Source organism: Burkholderia sp. AU15512, assembly GCF_002223325.1.
Lineage (GTDB): Bacteria > Pseudomonadota > Gammaproteobacteria > Burkholderiales > Burkholderiaceae > Burkholderia.
The window spans coordinates 480,814-502,692 of sequence record NZ_NKEX01000003.1 but is presented as its reverse complement, the minus strand read 5'-3'; the positions used below and the strand labels follow the sequence as shown (position 1 = coordinate 502,692).

The following is a 21,879-nucleotide window of genomic DNA, read 5'->3' as shown; positions in this document are numbered from 1 at the left end:
GCGGAGGTCGCATGAGCCAGGCCGCGCAAACCGGCGCGCGCGTCGTCGCGACCTTCACGTCGCCCGGCCAGGTGCGGCTCACGTCGCTGCCGCCGCTCGCGCTGTACGTGCATTTCCCGTGGTGCGTGCGCAAGTGCCCGTACTGCGATTTCAATTCGCACGAGTGGAAGGGCGAACGGTTTCCGGAAACCGAGTATCTCGACGCGCTGCGCGCCGATCTCGAGCAGGCGCTGCCGCTCGTATGGGGCCGCCAGGTGCATACGGTATTCATCGGCGGCGGCACGCCGAGCCTGCTGTCGGCGGCCGGCCTCGACCGGATGCTGTCCGACGTGCGTGCGCTGCTGCCGCTCGACGCCGATGCCGAGATCACGCTCGAGGCAAATCCGGGCACGTTCGAGGCCGCGAAGTTCGCGCAGTTCCGCGCGAGTGGCGTGAATCGCCTGTCGGTCGGCATCCAGAGCTTCAACGAAACGCACCTGAAGGCGCTCGGCCGGATTCACGACACGACGCAGGCACGCGCCGCGGTCGAGATCGCCGCGAAGAACTTCGACAACTTCAACCTCGACCTGATGTTCGCGCTGCCGAACCAGACGCTCGACGAATGCCGCACCGACATCGAGACCGCGCTGTCGTACGCGCCGCCGCATCTGTCGCTGTATCACCTGACGCTCGAGCCGAATACGCTGTTCGCGAAGTTCCCGCCGGTCGTGCCCGACGACGACGCGTCGGCGGACATGCAGGAATGGATTCACGCGCGCACGGCCGAGGCCGGTTACGGGCGCTACGAAGTGTCCGCGTATGCGAAGCCGAATCATCAGTGCAAGCACAACCTGAACTACTGGCGCTTCGGCGACTATCTCGGGATCGGTGCGGGCGCACACACGAAGCTGTCGTTCCCGAACCGGATCCTGCGGCAGGCACGCTACAAGCATCCGGCGACCTTCATCGAGCAGGCGATGGCGGGCACGGCCGTGCAGGAAGAGCGTGAAGTCGGCGCGCGCGACCTGCCGTTCGAGTTCATGCTGAACACGCTGCGGCTCGTCGAGGGCTTCCCCGTGCACAGCTTCGCCGAACGCACGGGCCTGCCGATGAGCACGATCGAGCCGGCGCTGCAGGAAGCGGAACGGCGCGGGCTGATCGCGCGCGATTTCGCGCAGATCGCGCCGACGCCGCTGGGCCAGCGTTTCCTCAACGACCTGCAGGAATTGTTCCTACGCGACGATTGAAGGGATGAACCACGCGGCATTTCGGTTACAATGCCGCCTCGTGTGGAAGCGTGGCCGAGCGGTTTAAGGCACCGGTCTTGAAAACCGGCGACGGGAAACTGTCCGTGAGTTCGAATCTCACCGCTTCCGCCAGGAAGTTCGCCAAACCCCGTCCATTCACCGAATGACGGGGTTTTTTGTTGGTCCGCGCACGCCCTTCCCCCACGTTCCGACGCGTCACGCCGGATGCCGTTACAATCCGGCGCTCCGATTCGCGAAACGGGAAACCCACGTCATGAAGCCCTTCATCGCCCCGTCGCTCGCCGCACTGCTGGTTGCCGTCAGCACGCCGGCGACGGCCGACACCGCCGCCGGCAGCGACGCGCAAGCGTCGTGCGCGATCGCCTACGTGACGGGCGTCGGCGGTTCGCCGCGCGGCCTGAGCGAATACCTCGCGAGCCCGTCGCCCTACAACTACGTGAAGGACAACGACCTCCAGTGCAAGGTGGGCGACGATGGACGCACGTCGAACTGCACCGGCGTGACCTACCTCAGGAACGAACAGGTCAGCGTGTACGACGATTCCGATCCGGCGACGCTGACCGTCGTGGCGCGCGTGGAGCTCGATCACGGCCAGAAATACCCGGTGATCATCGTCGTGCAGCGCAAGGACGCGCGCTGCAAGCAATGATGCAGCGCCGCGCGCGAGCCCGTCCGCCGAAACGGCACGGGCGTTCGCGCCGGCCCTCGCGCGGCCCTTGAGCTGCGCCCGCCATCGCATCGCATCGCAACGCACCGTAAGCCACCCTCCCGGCCGGCCGCTCGATCACCTAGAATTCGATCAACACGGCGACACGACCGCCGCCGCGTACTCGATGCCGCGCGCGCCACCCCTGCGGGCGGTACACGGAGATCGCCATGACCGAACTGTCGACACCGGCGGAACACGTCGATTACGAAGGCTTCGAGATCCATGTCGTGCCGGCCGTCGTGCCCGGCAGCGACACGCGCTACACCTATACCGGTTACGTGTGCCATCCGGGCGCGAATCCCGCATTGCCCGGCCACGCGGTGCCCTTCCATGCGGACGGCGAGGAAAGCTTCGCGAGCCTCGATGAAGCCGTCCACGAAGCCGTGCACATCGGCAAGAGCATCATCGACGGCACGCACCCCGACCTGTCGATCCTGTCACTCGTCACGCACGGCTTCTGAACCGGGCCGCACGCATCGCCGAAGATGGCGCGGGCGCACTCGTGGTGCTGCCTGCCGCGATCCGCTGCACACGCGCCGGCTCCTCGCCACGCGCCTGCGTGCCACTCGCGTTCCTCGCGTTTCTTTCAACCTTGCAACACGCACGCCGGGATGCACACGTGCGGCAGCCACGCGAGCGTGCTGTCATATGTCACGTCACACCGCGCTGCGCGAGCGCACGCCGTCTCGTCATCAACGATCGCAACATCCGGCATCGCCCCTTATGCGTTTCTCCCGATATCGGCCCGCGTCCGTGCGCCTATCATTTTTTTATAGTCACTTCCGGCTAGCCTCCCATGCGCCCTCTTCCCCGTTTGCATGTCGACCGGCTGCGTGCAGTTGCGCTGGCCGTCGTCGCCATGCTCGCGGCGTGCACGATCACGCCGCCTCCGTCGCTGCACTCGATCCTGACGGTTCCGTCGATCACCCGCAGCGGCAGCCTCGACCAGTACCGCGTCGAAGTCGCGCAGCGTGTCGCCGAACGCAATCCGTCCGGCATGCTGCACGGCATACCACAGGCCATGCTCCGCTCGCTCGTCGTCGTGGCCTTCACCGTCGATGGCAGCGGCCGGCTCGTCAACGCGTCCGTCTATCGCAGCAACGGCGACAGCGAAGCGGAAGCACTCGCGCTCGCGTCGCTGCGCCGCTCGGCGCCGCTGCCACCGCCACCGTCGCGACTGCTCGACGGCAACGGCCGGCTCGAATTGATGGAAGGCTGGCTCTTCAACGACGACGGCCACTTCCAGTTGCAAAGCACCGCGTCGGCGCAGGCGCAATCGATCGACTGACCGGTCGCCGCCCCGCGATTGCCGGTGCGCGGCGGCGCTGGCTATAATTTTCCGCAATCGCGCGGCCATCACGCCGCGCGCGCGTTCGCGCGCCGCACCCGGCATGCGAGCCGACCACGCCGGCACCGGGCGGCGGCGACGTACCCGTCTCCATCGTCGACCGGCGGGTGACGTCCGCGCCACGGCGCGCGTCCACGCCGCCACCGCATCATCCGCTCGGCTGCCCCCGGCAGGCATCCGCCTGCCCGACCGCACGCTCAGCCGACCGCCCCAACGACAAAACGGAGACATCCATGTCCGCATCCCCCCCGACCGTTGCACACGCAACCGGTTCGGCCGGCGCCGTCAGCCACCGGCGCATCGTGTTCGCCAGCTTCATCGGCACCGCGATCGAGTTCTACGATTTCTACGTATACGCAACGGCCGCCGCGCTCGTCATCGGCCCCGTGTTCTTCCCGCACGGGTCCGCGACCGCCCAGGCGCTGTCCGCCTTCGTCACGTTCGGCATCGCGTTCATCGCTCGCCCGATCGGCTCGTTCCTGTTCGGGCACTTCGGCGACCGCATCGGCCGCAAGTCGACGCTCGTCGCATCGCTGCTCGTGATGGGCGTATCCACCACCGCCATCGGCTTCGTGCCCGGCTACGACGCGATCGGCGCGCTCGCGCCGGTGCTGCTGTGCGTGCTGCGCTTCGGCCAGGGGATCGGCCTTGGCGGCGAATGGGGCGGCGCCGCGCTGCTCGCGACCGAGCACGCGCCGCAGGGCAAGCGCGGCTGGTTCGGGATGTTCCCGCAGCTCGGGCCATCGGTTGGCTTCCTGATGTCGAACGGACTGTTCTTCGCGCTTGCGCTGTCGCTGTCGGACGAGCAGTTCCGCAGCTGGGGCTGGCGCATCCCGTTCCTGGTCAGTGCGGTGCTCGTCGCGCTCGGCCTGTACGTGCGGCTCAAGATCACCGAAACACCCGCATTCCAGGCCGCGCTCGATCGCAACGAGCGCGTGCGCGTGCCGGTCGCGACGCTGCTCACGCAACACTGGCGGCCAACGCTGCTCGGTGCGCTCGCCATGGTCGTCTGCTACACGCTGTTCTACATCTCGACGGTGTTCTCGCTGTCCTACGGCGTGTCGGCGCTGCATATTCCGCGCCAGAGTTTCCTCGGCCTGCTGTGTTTCGCGGTCGTGTTCATGGGACTCGCGACGCCGCTGTCCGCGTGGGCATCGGACCGCTTCGGCCGCAAGCCGGTGCTCGTCGTGGGCGCGATCGCCGCACTGCTGTCGGGTTTTGCGATGGAGCCGCTGCTCGGCAGCGGCTCCATGCCGCTCGTCGCGTTGTTCCTGACGATCGAGCTGTTCCTGATGGGCGTGACGTTCGCGCCGATGGGCGCGCTGCTGCCGGAGCTGTTCCCGACCAACGTCCGCTACACGGGCGCGGGCGTCGCGTACAACCTCGGCGGGATCCTCGGCGCGTCGATCGCGCCGTATATCGCGCAACTGCTGGCGGCGCGCGGCGGGCTGTCGTGGGTCGGCGGTTATGTATCGGTTGCGGCGGCAATCAGCCTGATCGGCGTGCTGCTGATGCGCGAGACGCGCGACGCATCGCTCGTCTGAGACTCCGGGGCGACCCGGGTTGTGCGCAGGCCGGCGCTGCCTATACTCGATCCTGGGTGCGCCGCTGCGCGCCCCCGGGATCCCGCCCCGAAGGAGCCGCCGCCATGCACATCCGCCTCGGCAATGCCGATCTCGTCCTGATCCTCGCACTCGCGCTGGGTGGCGCGATCCTGCTCGCGATGCGCTTCCGGCCGCAGACCTGGCGCGGCCTCGTGTTCGAGGCGCTGCTGGCGAATCTGGCGGCCGTCGCCGCCGTCCTCACGGTCGAGGCGCTGCTCGCCTGAACCACCGCGCCCCACCTCGTCAGGCGGTCAGCCGCGCGCGCAGCGCGCCATAGGCCGGGCTGACCGTATCGATCGCGTCCAGCGCCTCGTCGACCGACGGCATCGTGCCCGGCTCGCCGATCGACAGCGCATTCGGCGCGCCGCCGATGCCGCAATGATGGCGCGACGTCGCGACGAAAATCATCACGGTCGGCCGCTGCAGCGCGTGCGCCATATGTACGAACCCCGTATCGACCCCCACCACGAGCGCAGCCCGGCCGAGCGCCGCGCCGAGCTCGCGCACCGTCATCGCGGGCAGCACGACCGCACCCGGCGCGCCTGCGGCGATGTCCTGCGCATCGTCATGCTCGGCAGCCGATCCCCACGGCAACAGCACGCGTACGCCACGCGCCATCATCTGCGTGGCGAGCGCGGCCCAGTGGTCGGCCGGCCATTTCTTGTCGGGGTTGGACGTCGCATGGAACAGCAGCATGAATGGGGCGCCATCGGTCACGGCAGCCGGCAGGTTCACGTCCCGGGGCGGAACGATGCCGTACGTGGCGATACCTTCAGGCACATAGCCGAGCGCCTCGCCGGCGCTCACGCGCATCCCGTGCCACGCGTCGCAGTCCGGCCGCGGGCCGAAACGATGCGAATACGCGAAGCGTGCGCCCGTTTCGCCGAGATCCTGCGTCTGGTAGCCGACGCGGCGCGCGGCGCGCGCGAGCGCCGAAATGATCGCGCTCTTGTAGACGCCGTGCAGATCGATCACCGCATCGTAGCGATGCGCCCGCAGCGCGCCGATCGACGCCGTGATCGCCTTCAGGTCGCCACGATTGCGCATCTTCTTGAAACGGCGCAGCGGCGCGCACAGCACACGGCTGACGCCCGGATGCCAGCGCACGACCTCCGCGCACGATTCATCCACGGCCCAGTCGACCGTTACGCCGGGAAAGGCGCGATGCAGATCCGCGACGACGGGTAGCGTCTGGACAACGTCGCCGAGCGACGTCACTTTCACGATGAGAATACGTTTCACGATGTGTGGAGATAAGCCAGTCAATTTGGCATGCTCACGATGGTTACATGCGCAGACATTACGTGAAATTACTTTTGCAACAAAATGCATCTCCTTTCAGGAACATTCTCGCTCCCCGCCCGCATCCGGTTCTTTTTATAATTCGATCTTTGCCTGCCGGCCCGCGCCGATGCCACGCCCCGCTCTTCCCGCCCTGTTTCCCGCCCTCACCCGTCGTTCGCTGAGGATCTGGCGCCAGTATGGCGTTTTCTGGCTCGGTGCGATCGTCGTCGGCCTCGCGGCCGTACTTTACGCGCGTCTGATCGACTGGGGTTACGAAACCTTCCGCACGATGCGCGATCACGCCGCGTGGCTGCCGCTGCTGCTGACGCCGGCCATCGCCGCGCTGTCGGTATGGATCACGCGGCGCTTCTTCCGCGGCGCCGAGGGCAGCGGCATCCCGCAGGTGATCGCGACGCTGCATGCGCGCCCGAGCGCGTTCGGCTCCCGGCTGCTGACGCTGCGCATCCTGTTCGGCAAGGTGCTGGTGTCGTTCCTCGGCATTCTGGGCGGCTTCACGATCGGCCGCGAAGGGCCGACCGTACAAGTCGGCGCGGCGCTGATGTTCAACCTGCGACGCTTCTACCCGCGCTCGAACGCGCAGATCGAACGCCAACTGGTGCTCGCCGGCGCGGCGGCCGGGCTGTCGGCCGCGTTCAATACGCCGCTCGCCGGGATCGTGTTCGCGATCGAGGAGCTGACGCGCAGCTTCTCCGCGCGCGCCAGCGGCGTGCTGATCACCGCGATCATCCTCGCCGGCGTCGTCGCGCTCGGCCTGAACGGCAACTACACGTACTTCGGCACGATCGATGCCGGCCCCCATTTCCCGAAACTGCTCGCGCTCGCCGTGCTGGTCACCGCGATCGTCACGGGGATCGCAGGCGGCGTGTTCTGCTGGCTGCTGCTCAACACGGGACGCTGGCTGCCCGCGCAGTTGCTGGGCCTGTATCGCGAGCGGCCGATAACGTTCGCCGCACTGTGCGGCTTCGCAATCGCCGTCGTCGGCCTCGTATCGGGCGGCACGACCTTCGGCAGCGGCTATGCCGAGGCGCGCGGCCTGCTCGACGGCAGCCAGCACCTGTCGGTTTTCTATCCGTTCCTGAAGATGATTTCGATGGTGGCGTCGTACCTGCCGGGCATCCCGGGCGGGATCTTCGCGCCGTCGCTGTCGATCGGCGCCGGGTTCGGCAACCTGTTGCATATCGTGTTCAGCAACATGAGCCTGCCGATGCTGATCGCGCTCGCGATGGTCGGCTACATGGCGGCCGTCACGCAGTCGCCGATCACGTCGTTCGTGATCGTGATGGAGATGATCAACGGTCACGCGCTCGTGATTTCGCTGATGGCCACCGCGCTGGTGTCGAGCCGCGTGTCGCGCGTCTTCGCGCCGCCGCTCTACGAGACGCTCGCGCTGCGCTATCTCGCGCCGCCCGTCACAGCCGCCGAACCGGCTGTGGCAACCGCGGCGAGCGCGACGGCGGCAACCGGCATCACCGAGCCGCAGGATGCGGCCGCGGCGCCCGCCGATCCGCTCGACACGCTGCGCGACGAAGGCGGCAAGGGCGACGAAGCGCCCCCCGCCACCGCGCCGGCCGAGGACGCAGCCCATGCACCGGCGCTGCACGACGACGAGCCGGCCGCAGCCGGGACGCACGCCCCGGCACAGCCCGGCCCGCGCGACGCTCAATAGATCACGACGGGCGCCGGCCGGTAGTACACGGGCCGCGCCGGCACGACGATGCATCCGGCCAGCGTGATCGCGACGAGCGCGATGGCGATTGCGGTTCTTTTCATCGTCCGCCTCCGTCACGCCCAGTGGCCACGGGTCCAGAACCAGTTCGGACCGCGCTGGTCCCAGTGGCCCGGCACCCATTGCATGCCGACGCGCTCGGCTTCCCAGTGGCCGCCGATCCACACGTAGCGGCCATGCTCCCAGTGCCAGTGCCCGCGATCCCACACGTAGCCCACGCGCGAGGCCGGCACGACCTCGTAGCGCACCGGCGGCGGTGCGTTCGGCGCGACGATCACGACTTCCTCGGTGCGCACGGCGACCGGCTCGGCGACGACCATGCGGCCCTGCGGCACGATCACGGGGGTGCCGACGAGAATCTCGTCCGCGTGTGCGGCAAGCGGCGCGACGACGGCTGACAGGCTCGCGGCAAGCAATGCGAGCGAAACGATACGACGTTGAACGGTAGAGACAGCCATCACAACCTCCTGGTTGAACAAGTTACGCGAGCGTATTCGTTCAATGCGGGAGGCGCGGTAACGGCCGACAGACGCCGTGTTACGGCATGCCCGAAAGTGCAACAGGGCGTAAGACGCGCACGGCGGCGAGTGCCGCCGTGCGGAGGGATACCCGCAACGGTCAGGCTTGCGGAATCTCGATCTTCACTTCGAGGACTTCGAGATCGTCCTGGCGCTCGAGGCTCACGCGGATGTCATCGTCCGAAATATGGACGTACTTCGAGATGACCGCGACCAGCTCCTTCTGCAGCGCCGGCAGATAATCGGCCGGCGGCCGGCCGCCGACGCGCTCGTGCGCGATGATGAGCTGCAGGCGCTCCTTCGCGACCGATGCGGACTTTTTCTTCTCGCCGAGGAGAAACGAAAGGATGGACATGGGCGGCCTCCGTTACTTGCTGCCGAAGAGGCGCTGCAGCAGGCCCGGCTTCTGGTAATCAGTGAAGCGCAGCGGCTTGTCTTCGCCGAGGAAACGCGCGACGACGTCCTTGTACGCTTCCGCGACATCGGTACCGTCGATATGGACGGCCGGCAGACCCTGGTTCGATGCATGCAGCACGGCTTCCGACTCGGGCACCACGCCGATCAGCTTGATGCGCAGGATCTCGCTGATGTCCTCGAGCGACAGCATCTCGCCTTCGCTGACGCGCTTCGGGCTGTAGCGCGTGATCAGCAGGTGTTCCTTGATCGGATCCTTGCCTTCGGTCGCGCGCTTCGTCTTCGACGACAGGATGCCGAGAATGCGATCCGAGTCACGCACCGACGACACTTCCGGGTTCGTGACGATCAGCGCTTCGTCCGCGAAGTACATCGCGTGCAGTGCGCCCGCCTCGATACCGGCCGGCGAATCGCAGACGATGTATTCGAAGTCCATCGCGACCAGATCGTTCAGCACCTTCTCGACGCCGTCACGCGTGAGCGCATCCTTGTCGCGCGTCTGCGACGCGGGCAGGATGAACAGGTTCTCGCACTTCTTGTCCTTGATCAGCGCCTGGTTCAGGTTCGCTTCGCCCTGGATCACGTTCACGAGGTCGTACACCACGCGGCGCTCGCAGCCCATGATGAGATCGAGGTTGCGCAGGCCGACGTCGAAGTCGATCACGGCCGTCTTGTGGCCGCGCAGCGCGAGACCGGACGCAAAGCTCGCGCTCGTCGTCGTCTTGCCCACGCCGCCCTTGCCCGAGGTCACCACGATGATTTTTGCCATTTACCCAATACCCTGTGTTCGTCAATGAGAGCCGATCGATCCGGAGCGCTCCGCGTGTTTTACGTCAGGCGCAGCGGTTCGATCATCAGTTTTTCCTCTTCGAGCCGGATCTGCACCGATTTGCCCAGTACTTCGGCGGGCAACGGGTTCTCGGTTGTTCGATAGATACCCGCGATCGAAATCAGTTCCGGCTCGAGACACGTGCAGAAAATGCGCGCGTCGTGATTGCCGTGCACGCCCGCGAGTGCGCGGCCGCGCAACGGCGCGTAGATGTGGATATTGCCTTCCGCGATGATCTCCGCGCCGTGACTGACCGGCGCGAGCACCACGAGGTCTCCTTTCGCGTAAATCTGCTGCCCCGAACGCAACGGCCGGTCGATCACGAGCGTCTGGCCGCCGGCCTGCACGGGCGTCGGCGCGGGCTCCGACGGCTGTTCGGGCGCCGCTGCGGCTGCCGCAGCGGTGGCGGGCTCGACGGCTGGCACTGCCACCGGTTCCGCTTCGTCGGCAGGTTTCGCGGCCGGCGCGCGGCGATCGCGCGCCTCCAGCAACGGCAGGCCGGCTTCCCCCGCCCAGCCCTGCGTTGCCAGTGCGACGACGCCCACCGGACGCATCCGCACGTCGTTCAGCATCTGGCGGATGTCCGCGAGCGCGACGCGTTCGCCGTCAGCCAGGCGGCGGACGTCGATCGCGACGACATCGTCGGCGAAAAACTCGGGAGTCGCTTCGAAGCGCTTGACCAGTTCGGTACGCAACGCATCGAGATCGGTCGTCTTCACGGTGAACAGCAACGTATCGACCGATCCGCTGCGCAGCTCGAAGAATGGCGATTTTTTAAGCGACATGGACACTCTGCAAAAATTTTTTGCGTATTTTACAGGCGTCCACGCGCGCGGCCATTATTTTTGGGGAACCGGGTGGCGGCGGCCCGGGCGGGCGCGCAACCGGCAGGCGGGCAGGCAAGCGGGCGACCCGATCCTCATCGCGCCGTGCGGCCCGCGTTCTGACGTCACGTCAGTGCTTCATCTGCGATACGTACAGCGATTTCATCGCGCCGGGCATCCGTGCGATCGGCGCGTGTTCGCCGGTATTGCCGAACCCCGCCCGCTCGTAGAAGCGGATCGCGTTGCGGTTCGCATCGGCAATCCACGCGTAGACGTCCTGGGCGCCGCGCTCGGCGAGCCAGGCGGTGGCCGTCTCCAGCAGCAGCACGCCGCCGCGCAGATGACGCACCGCGTGCGCCACCCACAGCTCGCTGACGAACGCGCGCCGATCGGGCGTATTGTCGAAATACGCGCCGATCATGCCGGCCGGATGGCCTTCGGTATACAGCAGGAAAGTCGTCGACTCGTCGGACACGGCGCGCTGCGCGGCAATCGCCGACGCCGCGTCCGTTTCGACGTTCAGCAATTCGGCCTCCGGCGCTTCGCCGGGCGCGTAGGGCTCGCGCAGCGATGCGGCGCGGAGTTCGCGATACACGCCGCCCTGGTCGGCAACGATACGACGAACGGTCAAGGTCGAACTCATGCAGGCACAGCCCCCTTCGGACAGCAAGCTACTAGCTTCAACCGAAAGCGGGGCATGAGTCAAATCGTAATTTTCAAATGACAGCGCGAATCGAAAGGCAGCACGCACCGCCGGCGGCCAGTCGGCCCGTTCGTGTGCAGGTGCAGCATCGCCATGCCGATGCGTGCCGCCGAAAGACGGTTGCGGCAGCCTCGTTCGACGCATGCCGGCACTCGCCTTGCGACATGCGGCAGTTGCCCGTCAGACCCCGTGGATTTCAACGCGAAAGCCGTAATGATCCGTAAGATTGGCGACCCCGGAAATAGATATCACGAGCACCTGCCGTCCTCTCAATATTGCATTGCAACATTTGTTGCGGACCCGTGGCGCCGACATCCGCACGCGTCACGACACGCCATCCGTCTGACAAACCGCTCGGCCGTACGGGTCGATCCGGCGTTCGCCGCATGTTTCAATCAGCGTGCGCGGGCCCTTCCCTGCCTGCGCCGCACACGCCCGTCCGTTTGGAGCCGCGCGCCTAGTGCCGGAGTTTGGCAAGCGTGCGCATGGGTCGTATAACAGGCAGAACCGGGTGACGATCCGGCTCGACCGCGCGTGCTTCGCGGGCCCACGAGAATTCGAACAACCGTACCGGCGGCCGCCCTCGGGCGGGCCGGCAGGAGGGAGACAATGGCAATGACCCACGGATCGGCTTCGGGCTGGTCGGATGGCAAGCGTTACCTGTGGCTGCTCGGCGCGCTGACGATCACGCTGCCGATCCTCGCCGCCCAGCTCGCGCTGTCGACGGGCCTGCACGTGTTCTGGTGGTTCGGCCCGCTGTTCGCGTTCGGCGTGATCCCGATCCTCGACACGCTGATCGGCGACGATCGCGACAACCCGCCCGAGGACGTCGTGCCGCACCTCGAACGGGAGCGCTACTACCGGTTGATCGTCTATCTCGCGACGCTCGTCGAATACGTCGCGTTCTTCGCGTGCGTCTGGATCGTCGGCACGCATGCGCTCGCCTGGTACGACTACGTCGGCTTCGCGCTGTCGCTCGGCGCCGCGACGGGCATCTCGATCAATACCGCGCACGAACTCGGGCACAAGACCAACCGCTTCGAGCGCTGGCTCGCGAAGATCACGCTCGCGCCGGTCGCATACGGCCACTTCTATGTCGAGCACAACCGCGGGCACCACGTCCGCGTCGCGACGGCGGAGGACCCGGCGAGCGCGCGCTACGGCGAATCGTTCTGGGCCTTCCTGCCGCGCACCGTGACCGGCAGTATCCGCTCGGCGTGGCGGCTCGAGAAGGCCCGCCTCGAACGGCTCGGGCATTCGCCGTGGACGTGGCGCAACGAGGTGCTGCACGCGTGGGCGATGACCGTCGTCGTGTGGGGCATCGCGATCGCGATGGCCGGCAAGGTCGTGATTCCGTTTCTCGTGATCCAGGCCGTCTACGGCGCGTCGCTGCTCGAAGTCGTGAACTACGTCGAGCATTACGGGCTCGGCCGCCGCAAGCTGCCGAACGGCCGCTACGAACGCTGCACGCCGCAGCATTCGTGGAACAGCAATCACGTCGTCACCAACCTGTTCCTGTACCAGTTGCAGCGGCACGCCGACCATCACGCGAATCCGACGCGCTCGTACCAGGCGCTGCGCCACTTCGACGATGCGCCGCAACTGCCGGCAGGCTACGCGACGATGATCCTGTTCGCGTACGTGCCGCCGCTCTGGTATCGCGTGATGAATCCGCGCGTCGTCGCGCACTATGGTGGCAACATGGCGCAATCGAACATCAAGCCGTCGATCCGCGCCCGCGTGCTCGCGCAATATCCGGCCGCGGCGTGACCGCGGGGGACGGGCCGCGGTCGATCGGCGCAGGTGCGCCGCTGAAAGCCGGCGCTGCGGCGGCCCCGGTTCCATCGAAGACCGGCGCGACGGCGGCCGCCGTCACGCCATTTCCGGCAGCCTGAACACGGCCACCGCATGCCGCAGCGCGCTCGCCTGCTCGGCCAGCGCCTGCGTCGCGGCCGAGGCCTGCTCGACGAGCGCCGCGTTGCGCTGCGTCGCTTCGTCCATCTGCGTCACCGCGATGTTCACCTGCTGGATGCCGCCGCTCTGCTCCTGCGACGCGGACGAGATCTCGCCGACGATCGTCGTGACGCGCTGCACCGCGCCGACGATCTCGTGAATCGATTCGCCCGCCCGGCCGATCAGCACGGCGCCCTCGTCGACCCGCCTCGTCGACTGCTCGATGAGCCCCTTGATCTCCTTCGCCGCGGCGGCGCTGCGCTGCGCGAGCGTGCGCACCTCCGCCGCGACGACCGCGAAGCCGCGCCCCTGTTCGCCCGCGCGAGCCGCCTCGACCGCTGCGTTCAGCGCAAGGATGTTGGTCTGGAACGCGATGCCGTCGATCACCGCGATGATCTCGCCGACCTTGGCGGAGCTGTCGGCGATGCCGTTCATCGTGCCGACGGCATCCGTCATCACGCCGCCGCCCGCCGCCGCGATGTTCGACGCATCGTGCGCCAGTTGCGCCGCGTGCTGCGCGTGCTCGGCCGACTGGCGGACGATGCCGGTGAGTTCGGTCATGCTGGCGGCCGTCTCCTCGAGCGACGCGGCCTGCGCCTCGGTCCGCGCCGACAGGTCGTGATTGCCCGACGCGATCTGGGCGCTCGCCGTCGCGACGGCTTCGGCATGCGTACGCACTTCGAGCACGACGCCCGACAGGCTCGTCTGCATCGTCTGCAACGCGCGCAGCAGATCGGCGATCTCGTCGCGGCCGGCCGCGTCGACGTCGCGCGTCAGGTCGCCTTCGGCGACGGCCTGCGCACACGCCACCGCACGGTCGAGCGGACGCAGGATCGCGCGGCTGAACAGGAATGCGCCGACCATCGCGACGCCGAGCACGACCAGCATCAGCACGAGGCTCGCGGTCGTGGCGTGCTGCGCATCGCGGCTTGCCTGCGCCGACACCGCGGCACTCTCGTCGGCGATCGACTTCGCGGCCCGCTCCAGCAGCGCCGCCGGCTCGCGGTCCACGCCCGCCACCGCGGCATCGCCCGCCGACGGCTCGAAGCCGGCCGCCTTGAACGCGTCGAACCCGCGCCGGTAGCCGTCGCCCATCGCCGTGTGCGCGCGCATGAACTGCTCGACGAGCGAGCGGCTCTCGCCAGGCGGCAACTGGTGAACGAGCTGCGCGGCGAGCGTATCGACCGTCCGCTCGCGCGTCTGGAAAGCCTGCCAATACTTGTCGAGCTTGTCGGGCTGCTTGCCGCGCAACAGCGTGTCCTTCCATTCCTGAACCTGCAGCTTGAACTGCACGAGCGTGGCCGACACGAGCCGTTCGTCGCCGACGTTCGTCTGCACGTCTTCGGCGAACGTATCGATCGATCGATTGAGAATGTGGATACCGTACAGCGCGCCACAGAACATCAGCAGCAGCGCGACGGCGAATGCGAGGGGAATCTTGTAGCTCAGCTTCATGGAACCTTGAATCGACGGGGAACGATGCGATCCGGCACGAGCGCCGGCCGCCGCCCCGTGTTAACGGCGCGGCAAGCGCGGGCTTAAAGCAGAGGAAAGCGGCAAAGGCCGGACGCACGTATCGTGGCCAGCCAGTGCGCTGAGATGCGTGGCGCGCGGCCCGATTGTCGCGCCCCTGCGCGGGCCCGCCATCCAGCGGCGCACGACGACGATCGACGGCACGCCGAGTACGATCCTCGCGATCACGTGGGACAGGTAGCGGAGCGGCCACCTCGGGTCGGCGTCGGCACGATCATCGCGGCATTCAGCACGATCGATGCTGCGTTTGCCATTCAGCGCGGCTGTATCGAGGACGTGGCACGATCATGCATGCGGTGGGCGCCCCCGCATCTGCACGATCCGAGTTGCCGAAGGTCGAGCTGTTGCCACGACAACGGCTTGCGACTCGACGCACGCACCGCGAACCCAAAACGAAAAACCCCTTGATCCTTCCGGATCAAGGGGCTTCGTATTTTGGCGGAGAGGGTGGGATTCGAACCCACGGTACGGGGAAACCGTACGCCTGATTTCGAGTCAGGTACATTCGACCACTCTGCCACCTCTCCTTCCTTGCTGCACCTCGCGGCTGGTCGTTTCCGCGAGAAAAAGATTATAAGACGATCGCTTCGCAGCTGACAAGCCCTTTCTGCAATTTTTTTTGCGAGGGCTTTGAAGGCCGCGTTACGACGCCTGTGCCGGCGCGTCGATACGCTCGATGCCGCCCATGTACGGACGCAGCGCTTCCGGCACCGTGACCGAGCCGTCCGCGTTCTGGTAGTTCTCCAGCACCGCGACGAGCGTACGGCCGACGGCGAGACCCGAACCGTTCAGCGTATGCACGAGTTCCGGCTTGCCCTGCGCGTTGCGGAAACGCGCCTGCATCCGGCGCGCCTGGAACGCTTCGGTATTCGAGCAGCTCGAGATCTCGCGATAGGTGTTCTGCGCAGGCAGCCACACTTCGAGGTCGAACGTCTTCGCGGCCGAGAAACCCATGTCGCCCGTGCACAGCGTGATCACGCGGTACGGCAGGCCGAGCTTCTGCAGGATCGCTTCCGCGTGGCCGACCATCTCGTCGAGCGCGGCGTACGACGTTTCCGGCGCGACGACCTGCACCATCTCGACCTTGTCGAACTGGTGCTGACGGATCATGCCGCGCGTGTCGCGTCCGTACGAACCGGCTTCCGAGCGGAAGCACGGGGAATGCGCGGTCAGCTTGATCGGCAGTGCGGACGCGTCGACGATCGACTCGCGCACGGTGTTCGTCAGCGAGATTTCCGACGTGGAGATCAGGTATTGCGTGACCTTGTTGTCCTCGCCGCCCTTCTCGACGCGGAACATGTCGTCCGCGAACTTCGGCAGCTGGCCCGTGCCATACAGGATCTCGGGGTTCACGATGTACGGCGTATACGTCTCGGTATAGCCGTGCTGCTGCGTGTGCGTGTCGATCATGAACTGCGCGAGCGCGCGGTGCAGGCGTGCGATCGAGCCGCGCAGCATCGTGAAGCGCGCGCCGGCGAGCTTCGCGCCGGTCTCGAAATCGAGGCCGAGCGGCGTGCCGACGTCGACGTGATCCTTCACCTCGAAATCGAACTGGCGCGGCGTGCCCCAGCGGCGCACCTCGACGTTGTCGGCTTCGTCCTTGCCGACCGGCACGCTTTCATGCGCGACGTTCGGCATGCCCAGCATCAGGTCGGACAGGCGCGCCTGGATCTCGCCGAGCTTGGCTTCTCCCGCCTTCATTTCATCACCGATCCCGCCGACCTCGGCCATCACGGCCGACGTGTCCTCGCCCTTCCCCTTCATCGCGCCGATCTGCTTCGACAGGCTGTTGCGGCGCGCCTGGAGCTCTTCGGTGCGGGTCTGGATCGCGCGGCGTTCCGCTTCGAGCGCGGAGAAGGCGGCGATGTCGAGGGTGTAGCCGCGATCGGCGAGGCGCTGGGCGACGCCGTCGAGGTCTTTGCGCAGCAACTGGATGTCGAGCATGGGAGGACTTGGAGAATCGTTGTGTAAGACGGGAATTCTAACGCACCGCGAGGCCGCCACGGCACTGGCCGGACGGACAATGCTGCAAACGGGCGATGACCGTGGCGCGACGGCCATGGCAGTATCGCATTGCCGGTCCGCCCGTCGGCGCCCGCGAAATCGCGCGGCATCGACGCGCCGCGGATCGCGAAACACCCGGGCGTGCCCGCCGCAACGCATCGAACGCGGCACGCGCCACCCGTCACAACGACTCAAGGACCCCGATGGCCATCGAACTGGAGAAGGACGTACGCGACCGCGCGATCGCGTCGCTGCAACGCTATTTCACGGAAAACATGGATGAGCCGATCGGCAATATCCAGGCGGGTGCCCTGCTGCACTTCTTCGTCGAGGAAATCGCGCCCGCGATCTACAACCTCGCGATCGCGGATGCGCAGCAGAGCCTGCACGCCCGTGTCACCGAACTCGACATCGAGTGCCATCAGGAGCCGTTCGGCTACTGGAAGAAGCAGCCGGCCCGCAAGCGCTGACGCGTTCGCGGCACCGGCGCAGGCCGCGCCGGACGTTGCCCGCTCAGTCCTTCTTGCCGGCCTCGCGGTCGAGTTCGCGCAGCCACGCGAGCTTGTCGGCGATCTTCGATTCGAGCCCGCGCGGCACCGGCTTGTACCAGCGCGGCTCGCGCATCCCGTCCGGCAGGTACGTCTCGCCGGCCGCATACGCATTCGGCTCGTCGTGCGCGTAACGGTAGGCGTGACCGTAGCCGAGCTCCTTCATCAGCTTGGTCGGCGCGTTGCGCAGATGCACGGGCACCTCGCGCGATTTGTCCTGTTTCACGAACGCCATCGCCTGGTTGAACGCGTTGTAGCCCGCGTTGCTCTTCGCCGCGCACGCGAGATAGATCACCGCCTGCCCGAGCGCGAGCTCGCCTTCCGGCGAGCCGAGGCGCTCGTAGGTTTCGGCCGCGTCGTTCGCCATCTGCAGCGCGCGCGGATCGGCGAGGCCGATGTCTTCCCACGCCATCCGCACGATCCGCCGCGCGAGATACTTCGGATCCGCGCCGCCGTCGATCATCCGGCAGAACCAGTACAGTGCGCCGTCCGGGCTCGAACCACGCACCGACTTGTGCAGCGCCGAGATCTGGTCGTAGAAGTTGTCGCCGCCCTTGTCGAAGCGCCGTGCGTTCAGCGTCATCGCGCTGCTGACGAATTCGGCATCGATCGTCGCGGTGCCGGCCGACGTGGCCGCCGTCTGCGCCTGCTCGAGCAGGTTCAGGAAGCGCCGCGCGTCGCCGTCCGCATAGCCGACCAGCGTATCGACCGCCTTGTCGTCGAACGACAGGCCGTCGAGTGCGATTTCCTGTGCGCGCTTCAGCAATTGGCGCATCTCGTCGTCGTCCAGCGACTTCAGCACGTACACCTGCGCACGCGACAGCAACGCCGAGTTGACCTCGAAGCTCGGATTCTCGGTCGTCGCGCCGATGAAGGTCACGAGCCCCGACTCGACGAACGGCAGCAACGCGTCCTGCTGCCCCTTGTTGAAGCGGTGGATCTCGTCGACGAACAGGATCGTGTGGCGGCCGGTGCGGTTCAGCGTGTCCTTCGCCTGCTCCATCGACTCGCGGATGTCCTTCACGCCGCCGAGCACCGCGGACAGCGCGATGAACTCGCAGTCGAACGCGAGCGCGGTGAGCCGTGCGAGCGTCGTCTTGCCGACGCCGGGCGGCCCCCACAGGATCATCGAATGCGGCTTGCCCGATTCGAACGCGAGCCGCAGCGGCTTGCCTTCGCCCAGCAAATGCGTCTGGCCGATCACCTCGGCGAGCGTCTTCGGCCGCAGCGCCTCGGCGAGCGGGCGGCGCGGCTCGACTTGAAACAGGTCGGACATGAACCCTCGCTCCACATCAAACAATGGCGGCCGAACCGGCCGCCGGACCCGACATTATGACAGCCGCGCGAAAGCACCGCCGCGCCCGGTGCCGGGTGCCCGCGCCCGGCACCCAGAAACAACAAGGGCCTGCCGTCTCCGGCAGGCCCTTCGGTGAAACAGCGGCGCGCGGGCGCCGGTCAGCCGGTAATCACGTCGGCGCCCTTCGGCACGACGAACTTGAACGTATCGCCCTTCAGCGGCGGATTGGTCTGGATGTTCGTGAACGTCAGCAGCGTGACGTTGCCGAACACGTCGTGCAGTTCCATCGCGGCGAGCGTGCCGTTCTTGAAGCCGATGCCGATCCGCTGGAACTGCGTGTCCTGCGCCTTCGGCAGCATTTCGAGCCACTCGATGCCGCCCTTTTCACCGGCATCGCGCAGCGTGTAGTTCTTCTCCAGATCGTTGCTGCCGAACAGGATCGCGGCAGGGCTCGCGCCCAGCGCGCCGTTCAGCTTGCGCTCGGTGACCTGGTTCAGGTCGCGGTCGTACACGTAGAGCTTGTCGCCGTCGGCCTGCAGCACCTGCTGGTACGGCTTCTGGTACGTCCAGATGAACTTGCCCGGACGCGCGAACACGAACGTGCCGCTCGAATTGTCGGTGGGCTTCGGCACGGCCTGCGCAGCGCTCGCGCCCTTCGCCGGAGCCTTGACGAACTGCTGCGTGAAGTCGCCCTTCGCCGAACGCACCTGCGACACGAACGCCTTCAGTTGCTCGGTGCCGCCCGCGAACGCGTGCGTCGCCGCGAGCATCAGCGACGCGCCGGCGAGCGCCGCGCCGAGCCAGCGCCGCGTCGAACGAAGGGACATTGCGAACGAATGTTGCTGCATATTGCGGTTTTCTCCCTGGGTGGCCGGCGCTGCGAACGCCGCGGACTCATTCCGCGTCGCGCGCCGGCACAAGAATTTCGCGGTTGCCGCTCGACGACATCGCCGACACGAGCCCCGACTGCTCCATCTGCTCGAGCAGCCGCGCCGCGCGGTTGTAGCCGATCCGCAGGTGGCGCTGCACGAGCGAGATCGATGCGCGGCGGTTCTTGATGACGATCTCGACCGCCTGGTCGTACAGCGGATCAGACTCCTCGCCGCCTTCGCCGGTTCCCGTGCCGGCCGAGCCCTCGTCGCCGTCGGCGGTGCCGCCTTCGAGCAGGCCCTCGACATAGTTCGGCTCGCCCTGCTCCTTGAGCTTCTCGACGACGCGGTGCACTTCGTCATCCGCGACGAACGCGCCATGCACGCGCACCGGCAGCCCGGTGCCCGGCGCCAGATACAGCATGTCGCCCATCCCGAGCAGCGATTCGGCGCCCATCTGGTCGAGAATCGTGCGCGAGTCGATCTTCGACGACACCTGGAACGCGATCCGCGTCGGCACGTTCGCCTTGATCAGGCCCGTGATCACGTCGACCGACGGACGCTGCGTCGCGAGGATCAGGTGGATGCCGGCCGCGCGCGCCTTCTGCGCGATCCGTGCAATCAGTTCCTCGACCTTCTTGCCGACGACCATCATCAGGTCGGCCAGCTCGTCGATCACCACGACGATGTTCGGCAGGCGACCGAGCGGCTCCGGATCTTCCGGCGTCAGGCTGAACGGATTCGGCAGCTTCTCCTCGCGCTTCGCGGCCTCGTCGATCTTGTTGTTGTAGCCTGCCAGGTTGCGCACGCCGAGCTTGCTCATCAGCTTGTAGCGGCGCTCCATCTCGGCGACCGTCCAGTTCAGCGCGTGGCCGGCCTGGCGCATGTCGGTGACGACCGGGCACAGCAGGTGCGGAATACCCTCGTAGACGCTCATTTCGAGCATCTTCGGATCGATCAGGATCAGGCGCACCTGGTCAGCCGTCGCCTTGTACAGCAGCGACAGGATCATCGCGTTGATCCCGACCGACTTGCCCGAACCGGTCGTGCCGGCCACCAGCAGGTGAGGCATCTTCGCGAGATCCGCGCACACCGGCTTGCCGCCGATGTCCTTGCCGAGGCTCAGCGTGAGCGCCGACGACGCGGCCGCGTACACCTCGGAACCGATGATCTCGGACAGGTGCACCGTCTGGCGGCGCTGGTTCGGCAGCTCGAGCGCCATGTAGTTCTTGCCGGGAATCGTCTCGACGACGCGGATCGACACGAGCGACAGCGAGCGTGCGAGATCCTTCGCGAGGTTGACGATCTGGCTGCCCTTCACGCCGGTGGCCGGTTCGATCTCGTAGCGTGTGACGACCGGCCCCGGATAGGCGGCGACGACGCTCGCCTCGACGCCGAAATCCTTCAGCTTCTTCTCGATCAGGCGCGACGTGAATTCGAGCGTGTCGGCCGAAATCGCCTCCTGCGCCTTTGGCGCGGGATCGAGCAGCGATACCGCGGGCAACGTCGAATCGCCCGGCAGGTCGGTGAAGAGCGGCACCTGGCGCTCACGCTCGACGCGCTCGGATTTCGCCGGCGTGACGACCGGCGGCACGATCGTCACCGGCTCGTGATCCTCGATGCGCACGCGCTCCTCTTCGACCTTGCCTTCGCGGCGCACGGCCGCGGCCTCGCCGAGCTTGCGGTCGCGCTCGGCCTCGCGGCGCAGCTTCGCGACGTTGACGGCGGACAGGATCGCGCCGCCGACGCGCTCGGCGACCGACAGCCACGAGAAACGGAAATACAGCGACAGGCCGATCGCGAGCGCGATCAGCAGCAGCAGCGTGCCGCCCGTGAAGCCGAACGCGTGCGACATCGCACCCGCGACGGCCTCGCCGACGACGCCGCCCGGCGCGCGCGGCAACTGCACCTTCAGCGACCACATGCGCAGCGCCTCGATGCCGTCGCACGCCAGCACGACGAGCACGAACGCGAGGATTTCGGTGAGCCAGCCGATCGGCCGCTCGGGTTCGTCCGAGACCGCCTCGTGGCGCGTGATGCGGCGATAGTTGACGGCGATGCGCCGCGCGAGCGGCACGATCAACCAGTAGGCCGACAGGCCGAACAGCAGCAGGATGATGTCGGCCGTCCACGCGCCGACGCGGCCGGCCCAGTTCGTGATGTGATCCACCTGGGCGGCGTGCGTCCAACTCGGATCGCGCCGGCTGTAGCTCAGCAGGGCCATCACCAGAAATGCGCAGAGCGCGACCTGGAGAATCCAGCGGATCTCCGTGAGGAGCTTCGACATCCGGTGCGGCAACGCCTGTGCCTGGGCGGAATAAGGAGCTTTTGCCATGAATCCGTATAAAGAGGACGGGCCGTGCGCCCGCCTGTCGTTCGATCCCGCTTATTGTAAACGCTGCACCGGGCCGCCAAGTGTAAATGACGGTTACATAACAGGGCCGGGGC

20 protein-coding genes and 2 tRNA genes are annotated in these 21,879 nt (G+C 67.0%); 10 read left to right on the top strand and 12 right to left on the bottom strand.

Annotation, left to right across the window (positions count from 1 at the left end):
• Nucleotides 1–11: 11 nt before the first annotated feature.
• The 7 genes from hemW (at nt 12) to CFB43_RS04815 (ending at nt 5,132) form a co-directional block, all read left to right on the top strand.
• Nucleotides 12–1,226, top strand: a complete 1,215-nt coding sequence (hemW, locus tag CFB43_RS04850; RefSeq protein ID WP_089455780.1) for a radical SAM family heme chaperone HemW — start codon at nt 12–14, stop codon at nt 1,224–1,226.
• Nucleotides 1,227–1,270: 44 nt separating this feature from the next.
• A tRNA-Ser gene (locus CFB43_RS04845) sits at nt 1,271–1,358 on the top strand.
• A gap of 142 nt (nt 1,359–1,500) precedes the next feature.
• Nucleotides 1,501–1,896, top strand: coding sequence for a hypothetical protein (locus CFB43_RS04840; RefSeq protein ID WP_089494287.1), 396 nt, complete (start codon nt 1,501–1,503; stop codon nt 1,894–1,896).
• A gap of 227 nt (nt 1,897–2,123) precedes the next feature.
• Complete coding sequence (locus tag CFB43_RS04835) at nt 2,124–2,417, top strand: hypothetical protein (protein WP_089494286.1); 294 nt, start codon at nt 2,124–2,126, stop codon at nt 2,415–2,417.
• A gap of 335 nt (nt 2,418–2,752) precedes the next feature.
• Entirely contained in the window at nt 2,753–3,244 is a 492-nt protein-coding gene (locus tag CFB43_RS04830) for an energy transducer TonB family protein (RefSeq protein ID WP_089494285.1), read from the top strand.
• A 293-nt stretch (nt 3,245–3,537) separates the two neighbouring features.
• Nucleotides 3,538–4,848, top strand: coding sequence for an MFS transporter (locus CFB43_RS04820; RefSeq protein ID WP_089494284.1), 1,311 nt, complete (start codon nt 3,538–3,540; stop codon nt 4,846–4,848).
• 104 nt (nt 4,849–4,952) lie between these two features.
• Nucleotides 4,953–5,132 carry a hypothetical protein gene (locus tag CFB43_RS04815; protein WP_089494283.1) on the top strand — a complete coding sequence of 60 codons (180 nt, stop codon included), beginning with the start codon at nt 4,953–4,955 and terminating at the stop codon, nt 5,130–5,132.
• Between the two features lie 19 nt (nt 5,133–5,151).
• Here CFB43_RS04815 and waaC read toward each other — a convergent pair whose 3' ends face one another.
• Complete coding sequence (waaC, locus tag CFB43_RS04810; protein ID WP_089494282.1) at nt 5,152–6,150, bottom strand: lipopolysaccharide heptosyltransferase I; 999 nt, start codon at nt 6,148–6,150, stop codon at nt 5,152–5,154.
• Between the two features lie 169 nt (nt 6,151–6,319).
• Here waaC and CFB43_RS04805 point away from each other — a divergent pair, with 169 nt between their 5' ends.
• Nucleotides 6,320–7,879 (top strand): chloride channel protein, encoded by a 1,560-nt coding sequence (locus tag CFB43_RS04805; RefSeq protein WP_089494281.1) that lies wholly within the window; start codon nt 6,320–6,322, stop codon nt 7,877–7,879.
• A 116-nt stretch (nt 7,880–7,995) separates the two neighbouring features.
• Here CFB43_RS04805 and CFB43_RS04800 read toward each other — a convergent pair whose 3' ends face one another.
• From CFB43_RS04800 to CFB43_RS04780, 5 genes are all read right to left on the bottom strand, one after another.
• The gene (locus CFB43_RS04800; protein WP_089460559.1) at nt 7,996–8,397 is read right to left on the bottom strand and encodes a YXWGXW repeat-containing protein; all 402 of its coding nucleotides are present in this window, start codon (nt 8,395–8,397) and stop codon (nt 7,996–7,998) included.
• Between the two features lie 160 nt (nt 8,398–8,557).
• Nucleotides 8,558–8,812, bottom strand: a complete 255-nt coding sequence (gene minE / locus CFB43_RS04795) for a cell division topological specificity factor MinE (protein WP_006476634.1) — start codon at nt 8,810–8,812, stop codon at nt 8,558–8,560.
• A 12-nt stretch (nt 8,813–8,824) separates the two neighbouring features.
• Nucleotides 8,825–9,640 (bottom strand): septum site-determining protein MinD, encoded by an 816-nt coding sequence (gene minD, locus CFB43_RS04790; RefSeq protein ID WP_046545140.1) that lies wholly within the window; start codon nt 9,638–9,640, stop codon nt 8,825–8,827.
• 59 nt (nt 9,641–9,699) lie between these two features.
• Nucleotides 9,700–10,485 (bottom strand): septum site-determining protein MinC, encoded by a 786-nt coding sequence (minC, locus tag CFB43_RS04785; protein WP_089494280.1) that lies wholly within the window; start codon nt 10,483–10,485, stop codon nt 9,700–9,702.
• Nucleotides 10,486–10,654: 169 nt separating this feature from the next.
• Nucleotides 10,655–11,371: a GNAT family N-acetyltransferase gene (locus CFB43_RS04780; RefSeq protein WP_226273575.1), complete on the bottom strand. Its 717-nt coding sequence runs from the start codon at nt 11,369–11,371 to the stop codon at nt 10,655–10,657.
• A gap of 465 nt (nt 11,372–11,836) precedes the next feature.
• On the opposite strand from CFB43_RS04780, the gene CFB43_RS04775 reads away from it, so the two are divergent.
• Nucleotides 11,837–12,997, top strand: a complete 1,161-nt coding sequence (locus CFB43_RS04775) for an alkane 1-monooxygenase (RefSeq protein WP_089494279.1) — start codon at nt 11,837–11,839, stop codon at nt 12,995–12,997.
• A gap of 102 nt (nt 12,998–13,099) precedes the next feature.
• On the opposite strand, the gene CFB43_RS04770 is transcribed toward CFB43_RS04775, so the two are convergent.
• The 3 genes from CFB43_RS04770 to serS form a co-directional block, all read right to left on the bottom strand.
• Nucleotides 13,100–14,635, bottom strand: coding sequence for a methyl-accepting chemotaxis protein (locus CFB43_RS04770; protein WP_089494278.1), 1,536 nt, complete (start codon nt 14,633–14,635; stop codon nt 13,100–13,102).
• Between the two features lie 514 nt (nt 14,636–15,149).
• Nucleotides 15,150–15,240 (bottom strand) — tRNA-Ser (locus tag CFB43_RS04765).
• Between the two features lie 115 nt (nt 15,241–15,355).
• Nucleotides 15,356–16,657: a serine--tRNA ligase gene (gene serS / locus CFB43_RS04760; RefSeq protein ID WP_089424732.1), complete on the bottom strand. Its 1,302-nt coding sequence runs from the start codon at nt 16,655–16,657 to the stop codon at nt 15,356–15,358.
• Nucleotides 16,658–16,920: 263 nt separating this feature from the next.
• On the opposite strand from serS, the gene CFB43_RS04755 reads away from it, so the two are divergent.
• The gene (locus CFB43_RS04755; protein WP_047850576.1) at nt 16,921–17,187 is read left to right on the top strand and encodes a DUF2164 domain-containing protein; all 267 of its coding nucleotides are present in this window, start codon (nt 16,921–16,923) and stop codon (nt 17,185–17,187) included.
• 43 nt (nt 17,188–17,230) lie between these two features.
• On the opposite strand, the gene CFB43_RS04750 is transcribed toward CFB43_RS04755, so the two are convergent.
• From CFB43_RS04750 to CFB43_RS04740, 3 genes are all read right to left on the bottom strand, one after another.
• Nucleotides 17,231–18,541: a replication-associated recombination protein A gene (locus CFB43_RS04750; RefSeq protein WP_046545133.1), complete on the bottom strand. Its 1,311-nt coding sequence runs from the start codon at nt 18,539–18,541 to the stop codon at nt 17,231–17,233.
• A 179-nt stretch (nt 18,542–18,720) separates the two neighbouring features.
• On the bottom strand, nt 18,721–19,410 hold the full coding sequence (gene lolA / locus CFB43_RS04745) for an outer membrane lipoprotein chaperone LolA (protein WP_089494277.1): 690 nt from the start codon (nt 19,408–19,410) through the stop codon (nt 18,721–18,723).
• 46 nt (nt 19,411–19,456) lie between these two features.
• Nucleotides 19,457–21,766, bottom strand: a complete 2,310-nt coding sequence (locus CFB43_RS04740) for a DNA translocase FtsK (RefSeq protein WP_089494276.1) — start codon at nt 21,764–21,766, stop codon at nt 19,457–19,459.
• Nucleotides 21,767–21,879 lie beyond the last annotated feature (113 nt).